Source organism: Pseudomonas sp. PGPR40, assembly GCF_022014505.1.
Classification (GTDB): Bacteria; Pseudomonadota; Gammaproteobacteria; order Pseudomonadales; family Pseudomonadaceae; genus Aquipseudomonas.
Window position 1 is genome coordinate 1 of the sequence record NZ_JAKLSP010000032.1, and the last position, 16303, is coordinate 16303.

General features: G+C 58.8%; 13 protein-coding genes, 5 tRNA genes and 1 pseudogene. 5 read left to right on the forward strand and 14 right to left on the reverse strand.

The window, feature by feature from the left end:
- Positions 1–132: 132 nt before the first annotated feature.
- The 9 genes from MEB48_RS23800 to uvrB form a co-directional block, all read right to left on the reverse strand.
- Positions 133–570 carry an acyl-CoA thioesterase gene (locus MEB48_RS23800; RefSeq protein ID WP_237886296.1) on the reverse strand — a complete coding sequence of 146 codons (438 nt, stop codon included), beginning with the start codon at positions 568–570 and terminating at the stop codon, positions 133–135.
- A gap of 48 nt (positions 571–618) precedes the next feature.
- Positions 619–1452: an alpha/beta fold hydrolase gene (locus MEB48_RS23805; protein WP_237886297.1), complete on the reverse strand. Its 834-nt coding sequence runs from the start codon at positions 1450–1452 to the stop codon at positions 619–621.
- 29 nt (positions 1453–1481) lie between these two features.
- Positions 1482–2021: a TetR/AcrR family transcriptional regulator gene (locus MEB48_RS23810; RefSeq protein ID WP_237886298.1), complete on the reverse strand. Its 540-nt coding sequence runs from the start codon at positions 2019–2021 to the stop codon at positions 1482–1484.
- A 185-nt stretch (positions 2022–2206) separates the two neighbouring features.
- Positions 2207–2282 (reverse strand) — tRNA-Glu (locus MEB48_RS23815).
- An 80-nt stretch (positions 2283–2362) separates the two neighbouring features.
- A tRNA-Ala gene (locus MEB48_RS23820) sits at positions 2363–2438 on the reverse strand.
- A 53-nt stretch (positions 2439–2491) separates the two neighbouring features.
- Positions 2492–2567, reverse strand: a tRNA-Glu gene (locus MEB48_RS23825).
- A 79-nt stretch (positions 2568–2646) separates the two neighbouring features.
- Positions 2647–2722, reverse strand: a tRNA-Ala gene (locus tag MEB48_RS23830).
- A gap of 223 nt (positions 2723–2945) precedes the next feature.
- Positions 2946–4427 carry a glutamate--tRNA ligase gene (gene gltX, locus MEB48_RS23835; protein WP_237886299.1) on the reverse strand — a complete coding sequence of 494 codons (1482 nt, stop codon included), beginning with the start codon at positions 4425–4427 and terminating at the stop codon, positions 2946–2948.
- 290 nt (positions 4428–4717) lie between these two features.
- A complete protein-coding gene (gene uvrB, locus MEB48_RS23840; RefSeq protein WP_237886300.1) occupies positions 4718–6733 on the reverse strand; it encodes an excinuclease ABC subunit UvrB in 2016 nt (671 codons plus the stop codon).
- Between the two features lie 336 nt (positions 6734–7069).
- Between uvrB and MEB48_RS23845 the strand changes: the two genes are divergently transcribed.
- Both MEB48_RS23845 and MEB48_RS23850 read left to right on the forward strand, forming a co-directional pair.
- Positions 7070–8266 carry an amino acid aminotransferase gene (locus MEB48_RS23845; protein ID WP_237886301.1) on the forward strand — a complete coding sequence of 399 codons (1197 nt, stop codon included), beginning with the start codon at positions 7070–7072 and terminating at the stop codon, positions 8264–8266.
- Positions 8267–8500: 234 nt separating this feature from the next.
- Positions 8501–8701, forward strand: coding sequence for a hypothetical protein (locus MEB48_RS23850; protein ID WP_095052117.1), 201 nt, complete (start codon positions 8501–8503; stop codon positions 8699–8701).
- Here the strand turns inward: MEB48_RS23850 and MEB48_RS23855 are convergent.
- Positions 8698–8928: a hypothetical protein gene (locus tag MEB48_RS23855; protein WP_237886302.1), complete on the reverse strand. Its 231-nt coding sequence runs from the start codon at positions 8926–8928 to the stop codon at positions 8698–8700. The genes MEB48_RS23850 and MEB48_RS23855 overlap by 4 nt on opposite strands.
- Positions 8929–9153: 225 nt before the next feature.
- Here MEB48_RS23855 and MEB48_RS23860 point away from each other — a divergent pair.
- Positions 9154–9229: transfer RNA gene (locus MEB48_RS23860), tRNA-Asn, on the forward strand.
- Between the two features lie 180 nt (positions 9230–9409).
- Here the strand turns inward: MEB48_RS23860 and MEB48_RS23865 are convergent.
- Positions 9410–10927 (reverse strand): nucleobase:cation symporter-2 family protein, encoded by a 1518-nt coding sequence (locus tag MEB48_RS23865; protein ID WP_237886303.1) that lies wholly within the window; start codon positions 10925–10927, stop codon positions 9410–9412.
- Between the two features lie 254 nt (positions 10928–11181).
- Here MEB48_RS23865 and MEB48_RS23870 point away from each other — a divergent pair.
- Positions 11182–11462: pseudogene (locus tag MEB48_RS23870) on the forward strand (BrnT family toxin).
- Positions 11463–11465: 3 nt separating this feature from the next.
- Positions 11466–11810: a BrnA antitoxin family protein gene (locus MEB48_RS23875; RefSeq protein ID WP_237886304.1), complete on the forward strand. Its 345-nt coding sequence runs from the start codon at positions 11466–11468 to the stop codon at positions 11808–11810.
- A gap of 72 nt (positions 11811–11882) precedes the next feature.
- On the opposite strand, the gene MEB48_RS23880 is transcribed toward MEB48_RS23875, so the two are convergent.
- The 3 genes from MEB48_RS23880 to MEB48_RS23890 form a co-directional block, all read right to left on the reverse strand.
- On the reverse strand, positions 11883–12710 hold the full coding sequence (locus MEB48_RS23880; RefSeq protein ID WP_237886305.1) for an arylamine N-acetyltransferase family protein: 828 nt from the start codon (positions 12708–12710) through the stop codon (positions 11883–11885).
- A gap of 113 nt (positions 12711–12823) precedes the next feature.
- The gene (locus MEB48_RS23885) at positions 12824–13618 is read right to left on the reverse strand and encodes an exodeoxyribonuclease III (RefSeq protein WP_237886306.1); all 795 of its coding nucleotides are present in this window, start codon (positions 13616–13618) and stop codon (positions 12824–12826) included.
- Positions 13619–13703: 85 nt separating this feature from the next.
- On the reverse strand, positions 13704–16289 hold the full coding sequence (locus MEB48_RS23890) for a bifunctional diguanylate cyclase/phosphodiesterase (protein WP_237886307.1): 2586 nt from the start codon (positions 16287–16289) through the stop codon (positions 13704–13706).
- Positions 16290–16303: the final 14 nt, after the last annotated feature.

Consider the following 16303-nt stretch of genomic DNA (forward strand, 5'->3'; position numbering starts at 1 on the left):
AAATCCTGCCTTCAGGAGCGATCGGCCTCCCCCAGAAACGCACTTGCTGTTGTATGACTCCTTGAGCGTAACCTCTCTCGTTGGAGTCAGGGACAACATACAAGGAGCGAGGCTTGCCCGCGAAGGCTTCAACTAGCCCGCGACTTGCAACGCGGGACCATAGCCTTCGATAAATTCCGCCGGCATGCGCTTGGGCTTGCCGGTCGACAGTTCGATGCACACGAAAGTGGTCTGCGCCCGCAGCAACGTTGTGTTGTCACTGGGTCGCTTCAACTGAAAGTGTCGAGTCATTTTCAGGCGCTGGTCCCAATCGACGATCCAGGTCGCCAATTGCAGTTCGTCATCCTCATAGGCCGCCACCAGGTAATCGATCTCGTGCCGCACCACCGCCATCGCCCGATCCAGTCGACGATACTCGACCAGATCCAGGCCCAGCCGTTGCGAATGGCGCCAGGCGCAGCGCTCGAGCCAGGTCACGTACACCGCGTTGTTCGCGTGACCCAACCCGTCGATGTCCTCGGCGCCCACTTGCAGATCAATGATAAACGGCGTTGCCCGATCCCAGCCCATACCCCACTCCCCGTCAGATTATTTCGACCGGGGCAGTGTAACGGAAGCTCAGGCCGATTGGCGCGATTGCAGGCTTCGACCAGCCAGTAGCGAGAGAACGCCGTCGATCACCCGCGGATCGGCCAGGACCCGTTGATGACCGCCCTCCTCCAGGCGTAACAAACGGCTGTCGAACCAGGCTTCGTGGATCGACTGGGATTCCTTGACTGGAACAAAGTTGTCGTCCTCGGCATGGACGATCAGCCCCGGCATGTCGAGCTGATAGCGCGCGACATCCAGCGCAGCGGCGCGCATGCCGACGTCTTTCTCGACCTGGCGAATGAATGCAGAACGGGCTTTGGGCGGCAACCCCACATAGCTCGCGAACCCACGCAGTACCCCGAGAATTCGCGCCGGAGCGGCGATCGAGACCAGGGTTTCGGTGCGCAAGCCCAACTGAACTGCGAGCATGGCACTGGCGCCGCCCATGGAGTGACCGATCACCGCTTGCAGCGGCGGCAATTCAGCGGCCGCTTCGAGCATGGCCCGGGCGAACAGCACCACATTGGCCTCATTGCCAGGCGAGCGACCGTGAGCCGGGCCGTCCAGGGCAACCACGGTGTAACCGGCATCAACCAGCGCCGTGATCAGTGAGGCAAACTGCGTTGGCCGGCCTTCCCAACCGTGCATCAACAACACCGCCGGGCCTTGGCCCCAGCGCAGCGCGGAGAGACCAAAGCGCAAAGTGATTCGCTCGGACTTCGCCAGCAGCGGCAATTCCCAGTCACGCGGCAGTAATTGCCGCGGGGTCATGAATGCCAGACGCATCTTGCTCGCCACCAGCTTCGGCGCGAACCAGCCCAAGGTGCCATTAACGCCACGAACCCAGCTCAACGTGTTCATCGCCATCTCCTCAGGCTGACGCCTTTAGGTCACAGCACCGCCGACTTGGCGGCGCGCAGCAATCGATCGGACAACTCTCCTGGCCCCAGCGCCCGCGCCAGAGCCAAACCACCCACCATCAAGGCCATGTCGGCCAAGGCTTTGTCAGCCTCTTCCGGGCTGGCCGCCAACTGCGCGACCATCAACTCGACATGCTCATTCAACGCCACGCGGAATTCATCCGGCAGACGGCCCAGTTCGCCGACCGACGCCGGAATCGGACAGGCCTGCTCGGTGGAATCGCGGTGCCTGCGCGACAGGTAGAACGCAGCGACCAACGCGCGACGCTCTTCGCCGGTCAACTTGGCGTCCATATCGTCGATCAAATCCCGACGATGGCTGAGCAGCTGCTTGAATGCTTCCAGCATCAATGCGTCCTTGCTTTCGAAGTGCGCGTAGAAGCCACCGACCGTCAGGCCGGCCGCGCCCATCACTTCGCCCACGCTCGGCTCGGCCGGGCCGCGCTGAATCAGCGCTGCACTGGCAGCCTTGAGGATGCGTTCGCGGGTTTGAGCTTTTTTATCGTTCATCGTTGCCTCCGAATATTACGAGTAGAATATTATTCTCATAATAATTTTTCGCAAGTCGGGAATGCGACCGCTGGTCTGAAGAGAAATAGTTTTGAGGAAAAAGGAGAGTTGGCCAAACGCCAGACAAACAAAAGGGCCATTCAATAATTGAATGACCCTTAAAAATCCCGCAGAGCGGGTAATCGTGGCGTCCCCTAGGGGACTCGAACCCCTGTTACCGCCGTGAAAGGGCGGTGTCCTAGGCCACTAGACGAAGGGGACACAAACCCTTCTATACAATTGATCAGTGCTGAGAGCTGATCGATTCAAGGCCGGTGTGGCCAGACCTTGAACTGTAAAATTGGTGGAGCTAGACGGGATCGAACCGTCGACCTCTTGCATGCCATGCAAGCGCTCTCCCAGCTGAGCTATAGCCCCGGATTTTTCGCCTCGCGGCGGAGCGACATCTTGCAACATCGCTTCTGTAAAACTGGCGTCCCCTAGGGGACTCGAACCCCTGTTACCGCCGTGAAAGGGCGGTGTCCTAGGCCACTAGACGAAGGGGACGCAAACCCTTCTATACAACTGATCAACGCTGAGTGTTGATCGCTTCAAGGCCGGTGTGGCCAGACCTTGAAGTGTAAATTGGTGGAGCTAGACGGGATCGAACCGTCGACCTCTTGCATGCCATGCAAGCGCTCTCCCAGCTGAGCTATAGCCCCTCATCGCTGAGGACGGGGCGAATCTTAATGGCGCATCGAAAGACTGTCAAACTTATTTTCAACAATTTTCAAAATTTTTTGCCCACATAACAATCACTTACCGCCCTCCCCCCGCAAATTCGGGGTTTTTCCCCTGTAGGAGCTGGCTTGCCAGCGAAGACGACCGCAAGATCGATGCAAAGCTTCGAGGTCGCCTTCGCCGGCAAGCCGGCGCCTACAGGTGTCAGGCGATGGCGCCCAACAGCTTTTCCCACTCCTTGTTTTCCTTCTTCGACACGCCGCCCAGCAGGTCGATAGCCTGGCGCAGACGGAAACGGGTCAGGTCCGGGCCAAGGATTTCCATCGCATCGAGTACCGACACCGAGCTGGCCTGCCCAGTGATCGCGGCGAACATCAGCGGCATGGCGTCACGCAGTTTCAACTCCAGCGATTCAACCACCGCCTGAATCGTCGCGGTAATGCTGTCCTTCTCCCACTGACGCAGGCTTTCCAGCTTCCACAGGATCAACTGCATCAACTGCCGAACCTGATCGCCCGAAAGCTTCTTGGATTCGAACAGTTTGGCATCCGGGTTCACGCCACCGGCGAAGAAGAACCCGGCCAGCGGTGCGACCTGGCTGAAGATTTCAACCCGGCCCTGCACATGCGGTGCGATTTTCATCATGTAGTCAGGGTTCAGCGCCCACTTCTGCACACGAGCGGCAAACTCCTCTACCGGCAGATCACGCAGCCACTGACCGTTGAGCCACGACAGCTTCTCGATGTCGAAAATCGGCCCGCCGAGAGAGACACGTTTGAGGTCAAAATTATCGACCATCTCTTGCAGAGAGAACTTCTCGCGCTCATCCGGCATCGACCAGCCCATGCGGCCCAGGTAGTTGAGCATTGCTTCCGGCATGAAGCCCATGCGCTCGTAGAACGTCACCGAGGTCGGGTTTTTGCGCTTGGACAGCTTACTCTTGTCCGGGTTACGCAGCAGCGGCATGTAGCACAGCTGTGGTTGTTCCCAGCCGAAGTACTCGTACAAAAGGATCAGTTTCGGTGCCGAAGGCAGCCATTCTTCACCGCGCAGAACGTGGGTAATGCCCATCAAGTGGTCATCGACCACGTTGGCCAGGAAGTACGTCGGCAGGCCGTCGGTCTTCATCAGCACTTGCATGTCCATGCGATCCCACGGGATCTCGACGTCGCCACGCAGCATGTCTGGCACCACACACACGCCTTCGCTCGGCACTTTCATGCGGATGACGTGCGGCTCGCCGGCGGCCAGGCGGCGCGCGACTTCTTCCTTGGACAGCAACAGCGCACGGCCGTCGTAACGCGGTGTTTCGCCACGCGCCATTTGCTCGGCGCGCATCTGATCCAACTCTTCGGCCGTGCAAAAACACGGGAAGGCATGACCCATGTCGACCAATTGCTGGCAGTATTTCTGATAGATATCGCCGCGCTCGCTCTGACGGTAAGGACCGTGCGGGCCGCCGACGTCCGGGCCTTCGCTCCAGTCGATACCCAACCAACGCAGGGCGTCGTAAATCTGCTGTTCGGACTCGCGGGTCGAACGCAGTTGATCGGTGTCTTCGATCCGCAGGATGAACTCACCGCCATGCTGCTTGGCAAAGCAGTAGTTGAACAAAGCGATGTAAGCGGTACCTACATGGGGGTCCCCGGTAGGCGATGGCGCGATGCGAGTGCGGACGGTGGTCATGGCATGTCTCGAAAAGAATAAAAAGCGAAGATCAAAGCGAACTTCCAACAAGAGCCGAATGGTAACAGGCGTAGCCTGCCACGCTCCAGTGAGTGGGGTATTTACCTCCACATTACTTGTAGGCCGAGGTGGGTTGAGGGCGGGGGAAGCGCTTTAGCTGACGAATATGGCGTTCAGTCGTACGCCTTCGCGAGCAAGCCCGCTCCCACATTAGACCGCGTCCGCCTGGACAACTCGGTCAATTGTGGGAGCGGGCTTGCTCGCGAAGAGGCCCTGACAGACACCACAAATCAAACTGCGATCAACCGCTCCCGCAACTTGCCAATTTCGTCGCGCAACTGCGCCGCGGCTTCGAATTCCAGGTCGCGGGCGAGCTGGTACATCTTTTCTTCCAACTGGCGAATGCGTTTGCTGATCTCGCTCGGCGAGCGCAGTTCGGCCTCGTACTTGGCACTTTCCTCGGCGGCCTTGGCCATGCCTTTGCGCTTCTTGCTGCGCGAACCTGGCACGACCGCGCCTTCCATAATGTCGGCGACGTCCTTGAACACCCCCTTCGGCGTGATGCCATTGGCCAGGTTGAAGGCGATCTGCTTGTCGCGACGACGCTCGGTTTCGCCGATCGCCCGCTCCATCGAGCCGGTAATGCGATCCGCGTACAAAATCGCTCGACCATTGAGGTTGCGCGCCGCCCGGCCGATGGTCTGGATCAGCGAACGCTCGGAGCGAAGAAAACCTTCCTTGTCGGCATCGAGAATCGCCACCAGCGAGACTTCCGGCATGTCCAGGCCTTCACGCAGCAGGTTGATCCCCACCAGCACATCGAAGACGCCGAGACGCAAGTCACGGATAATTTCGACCCGTTCCACGGTGTCGATGTCCGAGTGCAGATAACGCACGCGTACGCCGTGGTCGGCCAGGTAATCGGTCAAATCTTCGGACATACGCTTGGTCAGCGTGGTGACCAGTACCCGCTCTTCCAGGGCGACACGCTTGGTGATTTCCGAGAGCAAGTCGTCGACCTGAGTCAACGCCGGACGGATTTCGATTTGCGGATCCACCAGACCGGTTGGGCGCACCAATTGCTCGACCACTCGACCGGCGTGTTCCGCCTCGTAATTGCCCGGCGTGGCCGAGACAAAAATCGTTTGGGGACTGATGCTTTCGAACTCATCGAAACGCATCGGCCGGTTGTCCAGCGCGGACGGCAGGCGGAAGCCGTACTCGACCAGCGTTTCTTTCCGGGAACGGTCACCTTTATACATGGCGCCGACTTGCGGCACGCTGACGTGGGACTCGTCGATTACCAGCAAAGCGTCGGCCGGCAGGTAGTCGAACAACGTGGGTGGCGCCTGGCCGGATTCACGCCCCGACAGGTAGCGCGAATAGTTTTCGATGCCATTGCAGTAACCCAGTTCGAGAATCATCTCCAGGTCGAAGCGGGTGCGCTGTTCCAGTCGCTGGGCTTCCACCAGTTTGTTGTTGGAGCGCAGGTATTCCAAGCGCTCCTGCAATTCGACCTTGATCCCTTCGGTGGCCTCGAGCAGGGTTTCCCGCGGGGTCACGTAGTGGCTCTTCGGATAGAAGGTGAAACGCGGCAGTTTGCGGATGACTTCACCGGTCAACGGGTCGAAGGCGGACAGACTCTCCACTTCATCATCAAACAGCTCGATGCGGATCGCTTCGAAATCGGATTCCGCCGGGTGGATATCAATCACATCGCCGCGCACCCGAAAGGTCGCCCGGGCGAAGTCCATGTCGTTGCGGGTGTATTGCAGGTCGGCCAGGCGACGCAATAGCGCGCGCTGGTCGAGCTTGTCGCCGCGATCGACGTGCAACACCATCTTCAAATAAGTTTCCGGACTGCCCAGACCGTAGATGCACGACACCGTGGTGACGATGATCGCGTCCTTGCGCTCCAGCAGTGCCTTGGTCGCAGACAGGCGCATCTGCTCGATATGGTCGTTGATCGAGGCATCCTTCTCGATGAAGGTGTCGGACGACGGCACGTAGGCTTCGGGCTGGTAGTAGTCGTAATAGGAGACGAAGTATTCAACCGCATTGTTCGGAAAGAACGCTTTGAATTCGCCATACAACTGCGCGGCCAGCGTTTTGTTGGGCGCCAGCACCAGCGTCGGGCGCTGTATCTGGGCGATCACGTTGGCGATGCTGAAGGTCTTGCCCGAGCCGGTCACACCGAGCAACGTCTGGTGCGCCAGCCCGGCCTCAATGCCCTCGACCATCAGGCGGATGGCTTCCGGCTGATCGCCGGCGGGCTCGAAGCGGGTGATTAGCTGGAATTCAGACATACGTACCTCTGGTTCACTCTTGTCCGGCTACACCGGACAGGAACGAGAAAGACCGCAAACGACCGATGTCGCCCGAGGAAAAAACTGGATTGTGCTCAATGTGGAGCCGTTTGCCATCGCTTTCAAGGTAAACGTCCTACATCGGGTAGAACCTTTGACGACATCACTCGACCAACGATCGAAAAATAATTCGAAAAACTTACCGTAAAAGCCGAATCGCCTGTCGCCATCAATCGCTGATGACCTCTATACTAGCTCCCCGTTTGTGCACCGCTCTAGTGCATTCGGCTGGAGCGCGACACGTCCCTCCACACTCCATTCAGAGCCGCCGCAATAATGAGCCTGTTCTCCGCTGTCGAAATGGCACCACGCGATCCAATCCTGGGCCTCAACGAAGCATTCAATGCCGATACCCGTACCAACAAGGTCAACCTGGGGGTCGGTGTTTACTGCGACGAGGAGGGGCGAATTCCACTCCTGCGCGCCGTTGTCGAAGCCGAGACGATTCGCGCTGCTCAACACGTTTCCCGTGGTTACTTGCCGATTGATGGCATCGCCGCCTACGACCAGGCCGTGCAGAAACTGCTGTTCGGCAATGACTCGCCGCTGATCGCTGCTGGCCGGGTCATCACCACTCAAGCCGTTGGCGGTACTGGCGCACTGAAAATCGGTGCCGACTTCCTCAAGCAACTGCTGCCGAACGCCGTCGTGGCGATCAGTGACCCGAGTTGGGAAAACCACCGCGCACTGTTTGAAACCGCCGGTTTCCCGGTGCAGAACTATCGCTACTACGACGCGGCCACCCACGATGTTAACCGTGCAGGCCTGCTGGAAGACCTGAACGCCCTGCCGTCTGGCTCCATCGTTGTGCTGCACGCTTGCTGCCACAACCCGACCGGCGTGGACCTGAGCCCGGCGGACTGGAAAAACGTGCTGGACGTGGTGAAAGCGAAAGGTCATGTGCCGTTCCTCGACATGGCCTACCAGGGCTTTGGCGACGGTATCGATGAAGACGCTGCGGCCGTGCGCCTGTTCGCCGAATCGGACCTGACCTTCTTCGTTTCCAGTTCGTTCTCCAAATCCTTCTCGCTGTACGGCGAGCGCGTTGGCGCCTTGTCGATCGTCAGCGATTCGAGAGAAGAAAGCGCGCGCGTGCTGTCGCAAGTCAAACGCGTGATCCGCACCAACTACTCCAACCCGCCAACCCACGGCGCAAGCATCGTCGCCGCCGTGCTGAACAGCCCGGTACTGCGCGCCCAATGGGAAGAAGAACTGGCAGAAATGCGCCTGCGGATTCGCGGCATGCGCATCCAGATGGTCGACCTGCTGGCGAAAAATGCTCCGCAGCGCGATTTCAGCTTCGTCGGCCGTCAGCGCGGCATGTTTTCCTACTCCGGCCTGACGGTTGAGCAGGTAACCCGTCTGCGCAACGAGTTCGGCATCTATGCCCTGGACACCGGCCGCATCTGCGTTGCCGCGCTGAACCAGAGCAACATCGACGCCGTGACCAAGGCCATCGTTCAGGTGATCTGAGTCGTTGCGTGATTAAAAACGGGAAGCCAATGGGCTTCCCGTTTTTTATTTGTCTTTGATAATTCCCAGTTCGGCGACCGGTCGCTCTAGACTGCACGCAGATCAAAAATGTGGGAGCGAGCTTGCTCGCGAAAGCGGTCTATCTGTCACATTGATGCTGGATGTGCCACCGCCTTCGCGAGCAAGCCCGCTCCCACAGGTTAAGAGTACACCCGAGAATTCTTGAGAACCCACATGAAAAACGATGACCTACGCGCCGACCGCGACGAGCTAGACCACTTCGTGCCCCGCTCCTCGGCCAAACGCGGTAATAACCTGGTGCTGCAAATAGCGGCGGGCGTATTCCTTGGCGGCCTGGCGTTGTGGCTGGTGCAACTGGCCGCCACGACGCTGTACGCCAAACTGATGCTCGCCACCATCACCTTCGGCGGTTAGGCCAGTTCGCTCGCGCGTTGGCTGGCCGCGTCGTCGTAAGCCACATAAAGCAACTCGGCCACCTGGCTTTTGATCGCTTTGGTGCTTTCCAGGCCCAGGACAAAACCTTCTGCCTTGCCGCCCGCGCGATTCAATTCGTCAGCGGTGCTGGCCTGAGTGATAGCGTCGAACAGTTTCTCGGCGTGTGGGCCGACGCCTTTGGGCAGGCTGATCTGAGCGATGCTCATGCGAACACCCCGCTGTTTTGAGGTGTGAGGGTTGGGTGATTCATGGCGCATACCTTTTCGGCGGAGGGCCGGCAGCGCGTGTCACCACTTCCGGGCGGCCATGGTAGACCTCTAACGCGTTTCTGGTAACCGCCAATGGCCGATAACCCCCTCTGATCCGATGAAAACCTCAAACAGCCAATAGAGGCTTGACTTCTCTTTTTGAATCAGTAACATAGACGCCATTCCGCGATAGCTCAGTTGGTAGAGCAAGTGACTGTTAATCACTGGGTCCCTGGTTCGAGTCCAGGTCGTGGAGCCAGACAGCAAGATCGAAAAGCCCCTGAATCAAAAGGTTCAGGGGCTTTTTTGTGCACGCCATAAAAGTCAAAAGATCGCAGCCTGCGGCAGCTCCTACGGGGATCGCATCGCACACGAATCCCAAGGAGCTGCCGCAGGCTGCGATCTTTTGATCAACCTGCCTTTTTACCGGGTACCGCCGTCAGACATGCTCACTGCTTTTCGCATGCACCGCTCGCGGCTCTGCATGCCCATGCTCTGTCTCCACCACCGGAATCTCATTCCCGTCGCAGTCATGAAGCTTACCTTCGCTGAAGTAATCCCCTTCCCGCAACGCCGCCAGATCCTGATAACGCAAGACGCGCTCGGTACCGGCGGCAAACACTGACTGCTGATCCGAGTTGCCGGCAGTGAGGTGGTTGAAGGCCAGGTTCAGCACGATGGCCATGATCGCCGAGGAGCTGATGCCCGAGTGGAAGATCGTCGCGAACCAGCTGGGGAAGTGGTCGTAGAAGTTCGGTGCGGCGATGGGGATCATCCCAAATCCGATTGAAGTGGCGACGATGATCAGATTGACGTTGTTGCGGTAGTCGACCTTGGATAACGTCCGAATGCCGCTGGCCGCCACAGTGCCGAACAGCACGATGCCAGCGCCGCCGAGCACGGAGGTCGGTACCGCGGCGATCACCCGCCCCATGAACGGCAGCAATCCGAGCACCACCAGGAACACACCGCCGGTGGCCACCACGAAACGGCTCTTGATCCCGGTTACCGCCACCAACCCGACGTTTTGGGCGAAAGCACTCTGGGTGAAGGAGCCGAAGATCGGCGCGATCATGCTCGACAGCATGTCGGCGCGCAGGCCGTTGCCCAGGCGTTTGGAGTCGACTTTGGTGTCGATGATTTCACCGACGGCCAGAATGTCGGCCGAAGTCTCCACCAAGGTCACCATGATCACGATGCACATCGACAGGATCGCGGCGAAGTGGAAAGTCGGCATGCCGAAATGGAACGGTGCCGGGAAGCCGAACATCGGGCCTTGGGTGACGGACGAGAAATCCGCCATGCCGAGGAACACGGCGATGACTGTGCCGATGACCATGGCCAAGAGGATCGACAAACGGGAGATGGTCGCACTGCCGATCTTGCTCAGTAGCAGCACCAGCACCAGCGTCACAGCCGCCAGGCCAATGTTCGCCATGCTGCCGAAGTCAGGGGCATGGCTGTTGCCGCCCATGGCCCAGCGCGCGGCCACCGGCATCAGCGTCAGGCCGATCGTGGTGATCACAATGCCCGTCACCAGCGGCGGAAAGAACTTGGTGATTCGCGAGAACACCGGTGTGATCAGCAAGCCGATCAGTGACGCGGCAATCACCGCCCCGAGAATCGACTGAAAGCCGCCCTCCCCGCCACTGCTGACAATCGCCACCATGGTCGCAACGCCAGAAAACGACACGCCCTGTACCAGCGGCAACTGACAACCGAAAAACGGCAAACCCAGGGTTTGCAGCAATGTCGCCAGCCCCCCTGCAAACAATGAAGCAGCAATCAACAAACCGATGTCCGCCGGCGAGAGCCCGGCCGCCTGGCCGATGATCAAAGGCACCGCGACAATACCGCCGTACATGGTTAGAACGTGTTGCAAGCCATAAGCCATATTCGCGCCGATCCCGAGATTTTCATCCTCAGGCCGCTGGAGTGAAACATGGGGCGTTTTCATGGTTGGGGGGTTCCCTGGTTTTTGTTGTGCGCATACTGTATTCAAAACTCAGGACAACTGTCTATAGAGTTGTATACAACTACCCGGTCAGATTATGGACATGTGCCCATGCCGCCCTTTAGCCGTCGTGCCTCCAGTTCAAAAACTCCTTGAAATACATCCTTCCTCCCCGCTCCTCCCCCACCACTAGTCTTTTGTTTTCCAAACGACCGTCGGCACGGTTGCCTCTCGCTAATACATATAAAGTATGCATAATGAAGTCATTCGAAATTCAGTATCACAAGGCAAAGAACGCGGCCAACAAACTGAAGCATCGAGGCGTCAGCCTCGCGGAGACAGAACCCGTGTTTTATGACGAACGAGCCCTAACGCTTCAGGACAATCATCATGACGAGCATCGGTGGATCATCATCGGCTGGATGCCAAAGGTCGCTTGCTGGTCGTTGCATATACCCACCGCGACCCGAATTTCGTGCGAATCATTTCCGCGCGCATCGCCACCAAAAACGAGCGGCGCCGCTATATGGAGGCTTGACCGATGAAAGATGAATACGACTTCAGTAATGCCAAGCGTGGAGCGATTGCCTCCAGCAAAGGCAAGACCCGAATCACCATCATGCTCGATGATGTCGTCATAGAGACCGCGCGCGCGCTGGCAGAAAGCGAGGGATATGGCTACCAGACGGTGATCAACAACACCTTGCGCCAGGCATTGCTCAGCGATAAAGGCAAAGCGACGAAGACCGATCAGAACACTGCGGTTGCAGATGCCGGGCATTTCAAAAAAGGAATAACGGCCTCCGAGCTGAAAAACCTGGAGAAAAAACTGTCAGAGGTCCTCAACGAAATCCATCACGTGATGGAGCTTGAGGTTCGTTCCTAGCTTGGGTCGACCATAAGAAAAAAAGGGGCGAATTAACCAATCCGCCCCTTTACGTGTTGCTTGATTTGACTGCTACACAGACCCGATCAACCGTTCAAATACCCGCTTCAACGCTTCCTGCGACGGCACCCGGATACCGAATTCATTTTCCAGCAACCCGATCAGTTCCTCAGCGTCCGTCACCTGGCGCCGTTCGCTCTCGCTGCCCATGCGATGAATGGCAAAACTGCCGTTATTCAGCGTGCGTCGCCATCCCTCCCCCGTCCTCGCCACCATCAGTTGTTTGACGAAGGACGATTCGGGATGGGTCGAGACGTACCAGTTGCCCAGGGTGTAATCGATGTCTTCCTGACGTTGCAAATCGAAGATGTACATCGCCCGCCATTCACCGCCGACGTTGGCGCGCAGGGTGTAGCCATCGGCGTGCGGTTCGATGCGATAGGATTCGTGGGGGGTGAACTGCTCGGCTCCGGTATCCAGCATTAGCGGTGCGGTGGGCACCATGCCGCCGAAGCCGACGTCGGTGATGTAGCGCACGCCGTCGAGTGTCACCAGACTCAGGCGGTGAGTACGTGCGGTCCATGCGTCTTCGGGCTGGCCCATGACCACGCGGCCGGTGATGCCACGTGCGTCGAAACCCAATGTCTGCAGCAAAGCCAGGAACAGATTGTTGAGTTCGTAGCAGTAGCCACCGCGACCGTCGTGCAGGACTTTCTGTTCTATGGACGGCAGGTCGATGAGCACTGGTTCGCCCAATAACGTGGTGAGGTTTTCGAACGGGAAGGCACCGGTGTGACGCAGCTGCAGTTGACGCAGGGTTTCCAGGGTCGGCGCCGGGGGCGCGTCGAAGCCCAGGCGTTGCAGATACAGCGCAAGATTCATTAGTCGTGGCTCGCTCATCGCTCAATCCTTTATGCAGAGTTCCGCGGATCGCTCCGCCGATGGGCGCCATGTATAAGGGAAAACACGGTCGGACTGACAATTGATTTAGCCAATCGCCGCACGCACCAAGACTATCGACGCTTGCGCGAGCCCAATCGAATCCATGCCGGCGCATGATCGCTGGCATGCGGTTCGTTGCGGACCCAGGCATCGACGCCGGCGTCTTGCAGGTAAGGACTCAGTGCCGGGTTAAGCAGCAGATGATCGATGCGCAACCCCGAGTTTTTCTGCCAGTGCTGCCGGAAGTAATCCCAGAAGGTATAGATTCGCTCTTCCGGATACAGATGACGCAGGGAATCGGTCCAGCCCTGATCCAGCAACCGCTGATAACACGCGCGACTCTCGGGTTGCAGCAGCGCGTCCTTGAGCCAGGAGCGCGGGTTGTAGATATCCAGATCGGTGGGCACCACGTTGTAGTCGCCGGCCAGCACCACCGGATGCTCGCTGTTCTGGAGCTCCTTGGCATGCGAGATCAGCCGCTCGAACCACGCCAGTTTGTAATCGAACTTCGGCCCTGGCTGCGGGTTGCCATTGGGCAAGTACAGACAGCCCACCACAATCCCGTGCACGGCAGCTTCCACGTAGCGGCTATGGGTGTCGCTGTCATCCCCCGGCAAACCGCGCCGGCTCTCCAGCGGCTGCGCATCACGCGCCAGAATCGCCACCCCGTTCCACGACACCTGGCCGTGCCAGATAGCGCCATAGCCTGCCGCCTCCAGCTCGGCGACGGGGAATGCGCCGTCCACCGATTTGAGTTCCTGCAAGCAGGCGATGTCTGGCTGTTCCCGCGCAAGCCAGGCCAATAGATTCGGCAAGCGGGCGCGCATGCCGTTGACGTTGAAGGTGGCGATTTTCAGGTTCTTCATGATCCGACGCTCGCAACGGATTGGGCGATATCCAGTTGTGACCGGGGTGCGCCACGGCAGTTGCCATGGCGCACGAAACAGGCGACTAAAGGTGCGTGCCCTGCGCTGCAAAATCCTCTCTGGATGCCTTGAGCAATGGCAGTAGCGCATGCTTGTCCACCGGCCGACTGAGGTAGAACCCCTGCACCTCATGGCACTGGTCCGAGATCAGGCAGTCCAGTTGCTCCAGCGTTTCGACGCCCTCTGCAGTGACGGTCAGCCCCATGGCCTTGCCCAGATTGATGATCGCCTGCACCACGGCGCGGTCATTACTGCCGTTGCTCATGGACGCAATGAAACGCTTGTCGATCTTGATCCCGTCGAACGGATACGTGCGCAGGTAACCCAGCGAAGAATAACCGGTGCCGAAGTCGTCCATGTTCAGCCGTACGCCCAACTCCTTGAGCGCAGTCATGGTCGCCAAGGCGCCATCGACGTCGATGAGCATCACGTTTTCAGTGATCTCCAGTTCCAGTCGACTGGCGGGCAATCGGCTCTGGATCAACGCCTCCCGGACATCCTCGATCACATCGCTACGGGCAAACTGCACCGGCGACAGATTGACCGACACCATCATCGCACCGGGCCAGGTCAGGGCCGTCTCGCACGCCTCGCGCAACACCCAGCGGCCCAGTGGCACAATCAGATCGGTCTGCTCGGCCAACGGAATAAACGCGTCGGGGCTCAACAAGCCTTGCACCGGATGCTGCCAGCGCAGCAGCGCTTCGACCGAGACGATCTGCTTGCCATCGACGTGATAACGCGGCTGGTAATGCATCACGAATTCGTTGTGCTTGATCGCCCGACGCAGGTCGTTTTCCAGTTGCCGGCGGTGCTGGATCTGATCGTTCATGTGCGCCGCAAAGTAGCACCAGGTCTTCTTGCCGTCGGACTTGGCCTGATACAACGCGATATCGGCACAGCGAATCAGCTCCTCCGCAAGGTGCCCCTGGCGCCGACTCAGGGCGATACCGATGCTCGCGCCAATGTGCAGCGTGTGGTGATCGTGATGAATCGGTTGATGCAGGCTGTCGAGCAAGCGCTCGCAAAACCGGTCGATTTCCGCGTGGCTGTCCATGCCGTGGAGCACCAGCACAAACTCGTCGCCACCCAATCGGGCAACCAGATCGATGTCCCGTGTGCATTCGCGCAAACGAATGGCAACCTCCAGCAATACCGCATCGCCGGCCGGGTGACCGAGGGAATCGTTGATCGGCTTGAAGTTGTCCAGGTCGATCATCAACAGCGTCAGCGCCGTCGATTGCTCTTTCAGCGCCAGCGCGTCTTCGAGATAGCGCGCCAGTTTGTTGCGGTTCGGCAGGCCAGTCAGTGCGTCGTGCATCGACAGGTGCTGGATCTGCGCATGGGCGGCGACCTCATCAGTGATGTCGCTGGCCGTCCCGCGAAACCCCAGCACTGTGCCCTTGCGCTGGATCGGTCGCGCCGACACCCGACAGACCCGTTGTTGCCCCGATTGATCGCGGTAGGAACAGCGCAAATGGCTGACGGCCTGTTCTTCATCGAGTTTGTTCAGCCACAGCGACAAGGGCGTTGTTTCGCAGTTGAGCAGTTGCCCGATGTTCTGCCCCAGCCATTGCTGATCGGAAAACCCGGTGACGGTGCTGAAACGCCCCGACAGATAAGTGATGCAGTGCTGATCGTCGATTTCCCAGATCCAGTCAGACGCGGCTTCGGCCACCGCACGAAAGCGTTCTTCACTGGCCTCCAGCGCCTGGTTCGACAAATCGAGGCTGGTGTAACTGGCATCCACATGCCCGGACGTGCGCAGGACATATCGAAAGAAGTAAGCGGTCAACAACCCCAGAATCAGCAGCGCCCCGCCCAGTGGCGGCAGCAGCGACCAGAGCAATTGGTGACCCGGCTGCTCGAGCCGGGAGACCAGGCTGTAATCGGTGCCGGCAAGGGCAACGGCCGGTTGACCGGGCGCAATAGCGCCGTCGGACATCAGGCTCAAGTCATGCAAACCGTAATCGGCACTCAAGGCACTGAGCTTTTCAGGGTTTAACTGATCGACGTATATCAGCACCGAGGTGCTCTTGGGATCGACCGCAGGGCGTTCGTCATTGGGCACGATCGCGGCTGCCGTCAACAGCGCCGGTTTACCTTCGAACAAGGTGTACCGGTGGACGGGCTCGATGAGGCTCTCCTGACTTTGAAGTTCCTCTATAAGTGTCGCCATAGAGGTCGACAGATAGGTTTTCGCCTCATCCTGAACCTGCAGCCCGCGCACCACGGCGTATTTTGTTCGCTGAGCATCGACCACGAAAACGCCATCGTAGTGGTCCATGGTGAACAGGGTTTTACCCAGGTTCTGCTCGACATAGGCCCACTGTACATCGACCTCGCCGTTCAGATGATCGTAGGCCGTCGTCCAGTTGGCATAACTGGTGATGTAGTTTTTCGTCGCGGTGATACGGTTTTCCAGCGCGCGCTGGGTATAAAACGTGGTCTTGGCCAGGTCCTCGGCATCGAGCCGCCCGGCAATGCTGAACAGAGCCATCAGCGCGATCAACACCCCGACCACAAACAGCAGGCCGACGACGAATATCAGGTTGCGAGTAATCGGTGTATGACGCACAGGTGCAGCGGTGTTAGTGGCACTCAAATCCATGCACTTGATCCTGT

Excerpts from the sequence above, each read along its gene's own strand:
- uvrB (WP_237886300.1), bottom strand. The coding sequence starts at position 6,733 with ATGTCTGAATTCCAGCTAATCACCCGCTTCGAGCCCGCCGGCGATCAG.
- MEB48_RS23850 (WP_095052117.1), top strand. The coding sequence starts at position 8,501 with ATGAAAAACGATGACCTACGCGCCGACCGCGACGAGCTAGACCACTTC.
- MEB48_RS23890 (WP_237886307.1), bottom strand. The coding sequence starts at position 16,289 with ATGGATTTGAGTGCCACTAACACCGCTGCACCTGTGCGTCATACACCG.
- MEB48_RS23805 (WP_237886297.1), bottom strand. The coding sequence starts at position 1,452 with ATGAACACGTTGAGCTGGGTTCGTGGCGTTAATGGCACCTTGGGCTGG.
- MEB48_RS23865 (WP_237886303.1), bottom strand. The coding sequence starts at position 10,927 with ATGAAAACGCCCCATGTTTCACTCCAGCGGCCTGAGGATGAAAATCTC.
- MEB48_RS23845 (WP_237886301.1), top strand. The coding sequence starts at position 7,070 with ATGAGCCTGTTCTCCGCTGTCGAAATGGCACCACGCGATCCAATCCTG.
- MEB48_RS23880 (WP_237886305.1), bottom strand. The coding sequence starts at position 12,710 with ATGAGCGAGCCACGACTAATGAATCTTGCGCTGTATCTGCAACGCCTG.
- MEB48_RS23875 (WP_237886304.1), top strand. The coding sequence starts at position 11,466 with ATGAAAGATGAATACGACTTCAGTAATGCCAAGCGTGGAGCGATTGCC.
- MEB48_RS23810 (WP_237886298.1), bottom strand. The coding sequence starts at position 2,021 with ATGAACGATAAAAAAGCTCAAACCCGCGAACGCATCCTCAAGGCTGCC.
- MEB48_RS23885 (WP_237886306.1), bottom strand. The coding sequence starts at position 13,618 with ATGAAGAACCTGAAAATCGCCACCTTCAACGTCAACGGCATGCGCGCC.
- MEB48_RS23855 (WP_237886302.1), bottom strand. The coding sequence starts at position 8,928 with ATGAGCATCGCTCAGATCAGCCTGCCCAAAGGCGTCGGCCCACACGCC.
- MEB48_RS23800 (WP_237886296.1), bottom strand. The coding sequence starts at position 570 with ATGGGCTGGGATCGGGCAACGCCGTTTATCATTGATCTGCAAGTGGGC.
- gltX (WP_237886299.1), bottom strand. The coding sequence starts at position 4,427 with ATGACCACCGTCCGCACTCGCATCGCGCCATCGCCTACCGGGGACCCC.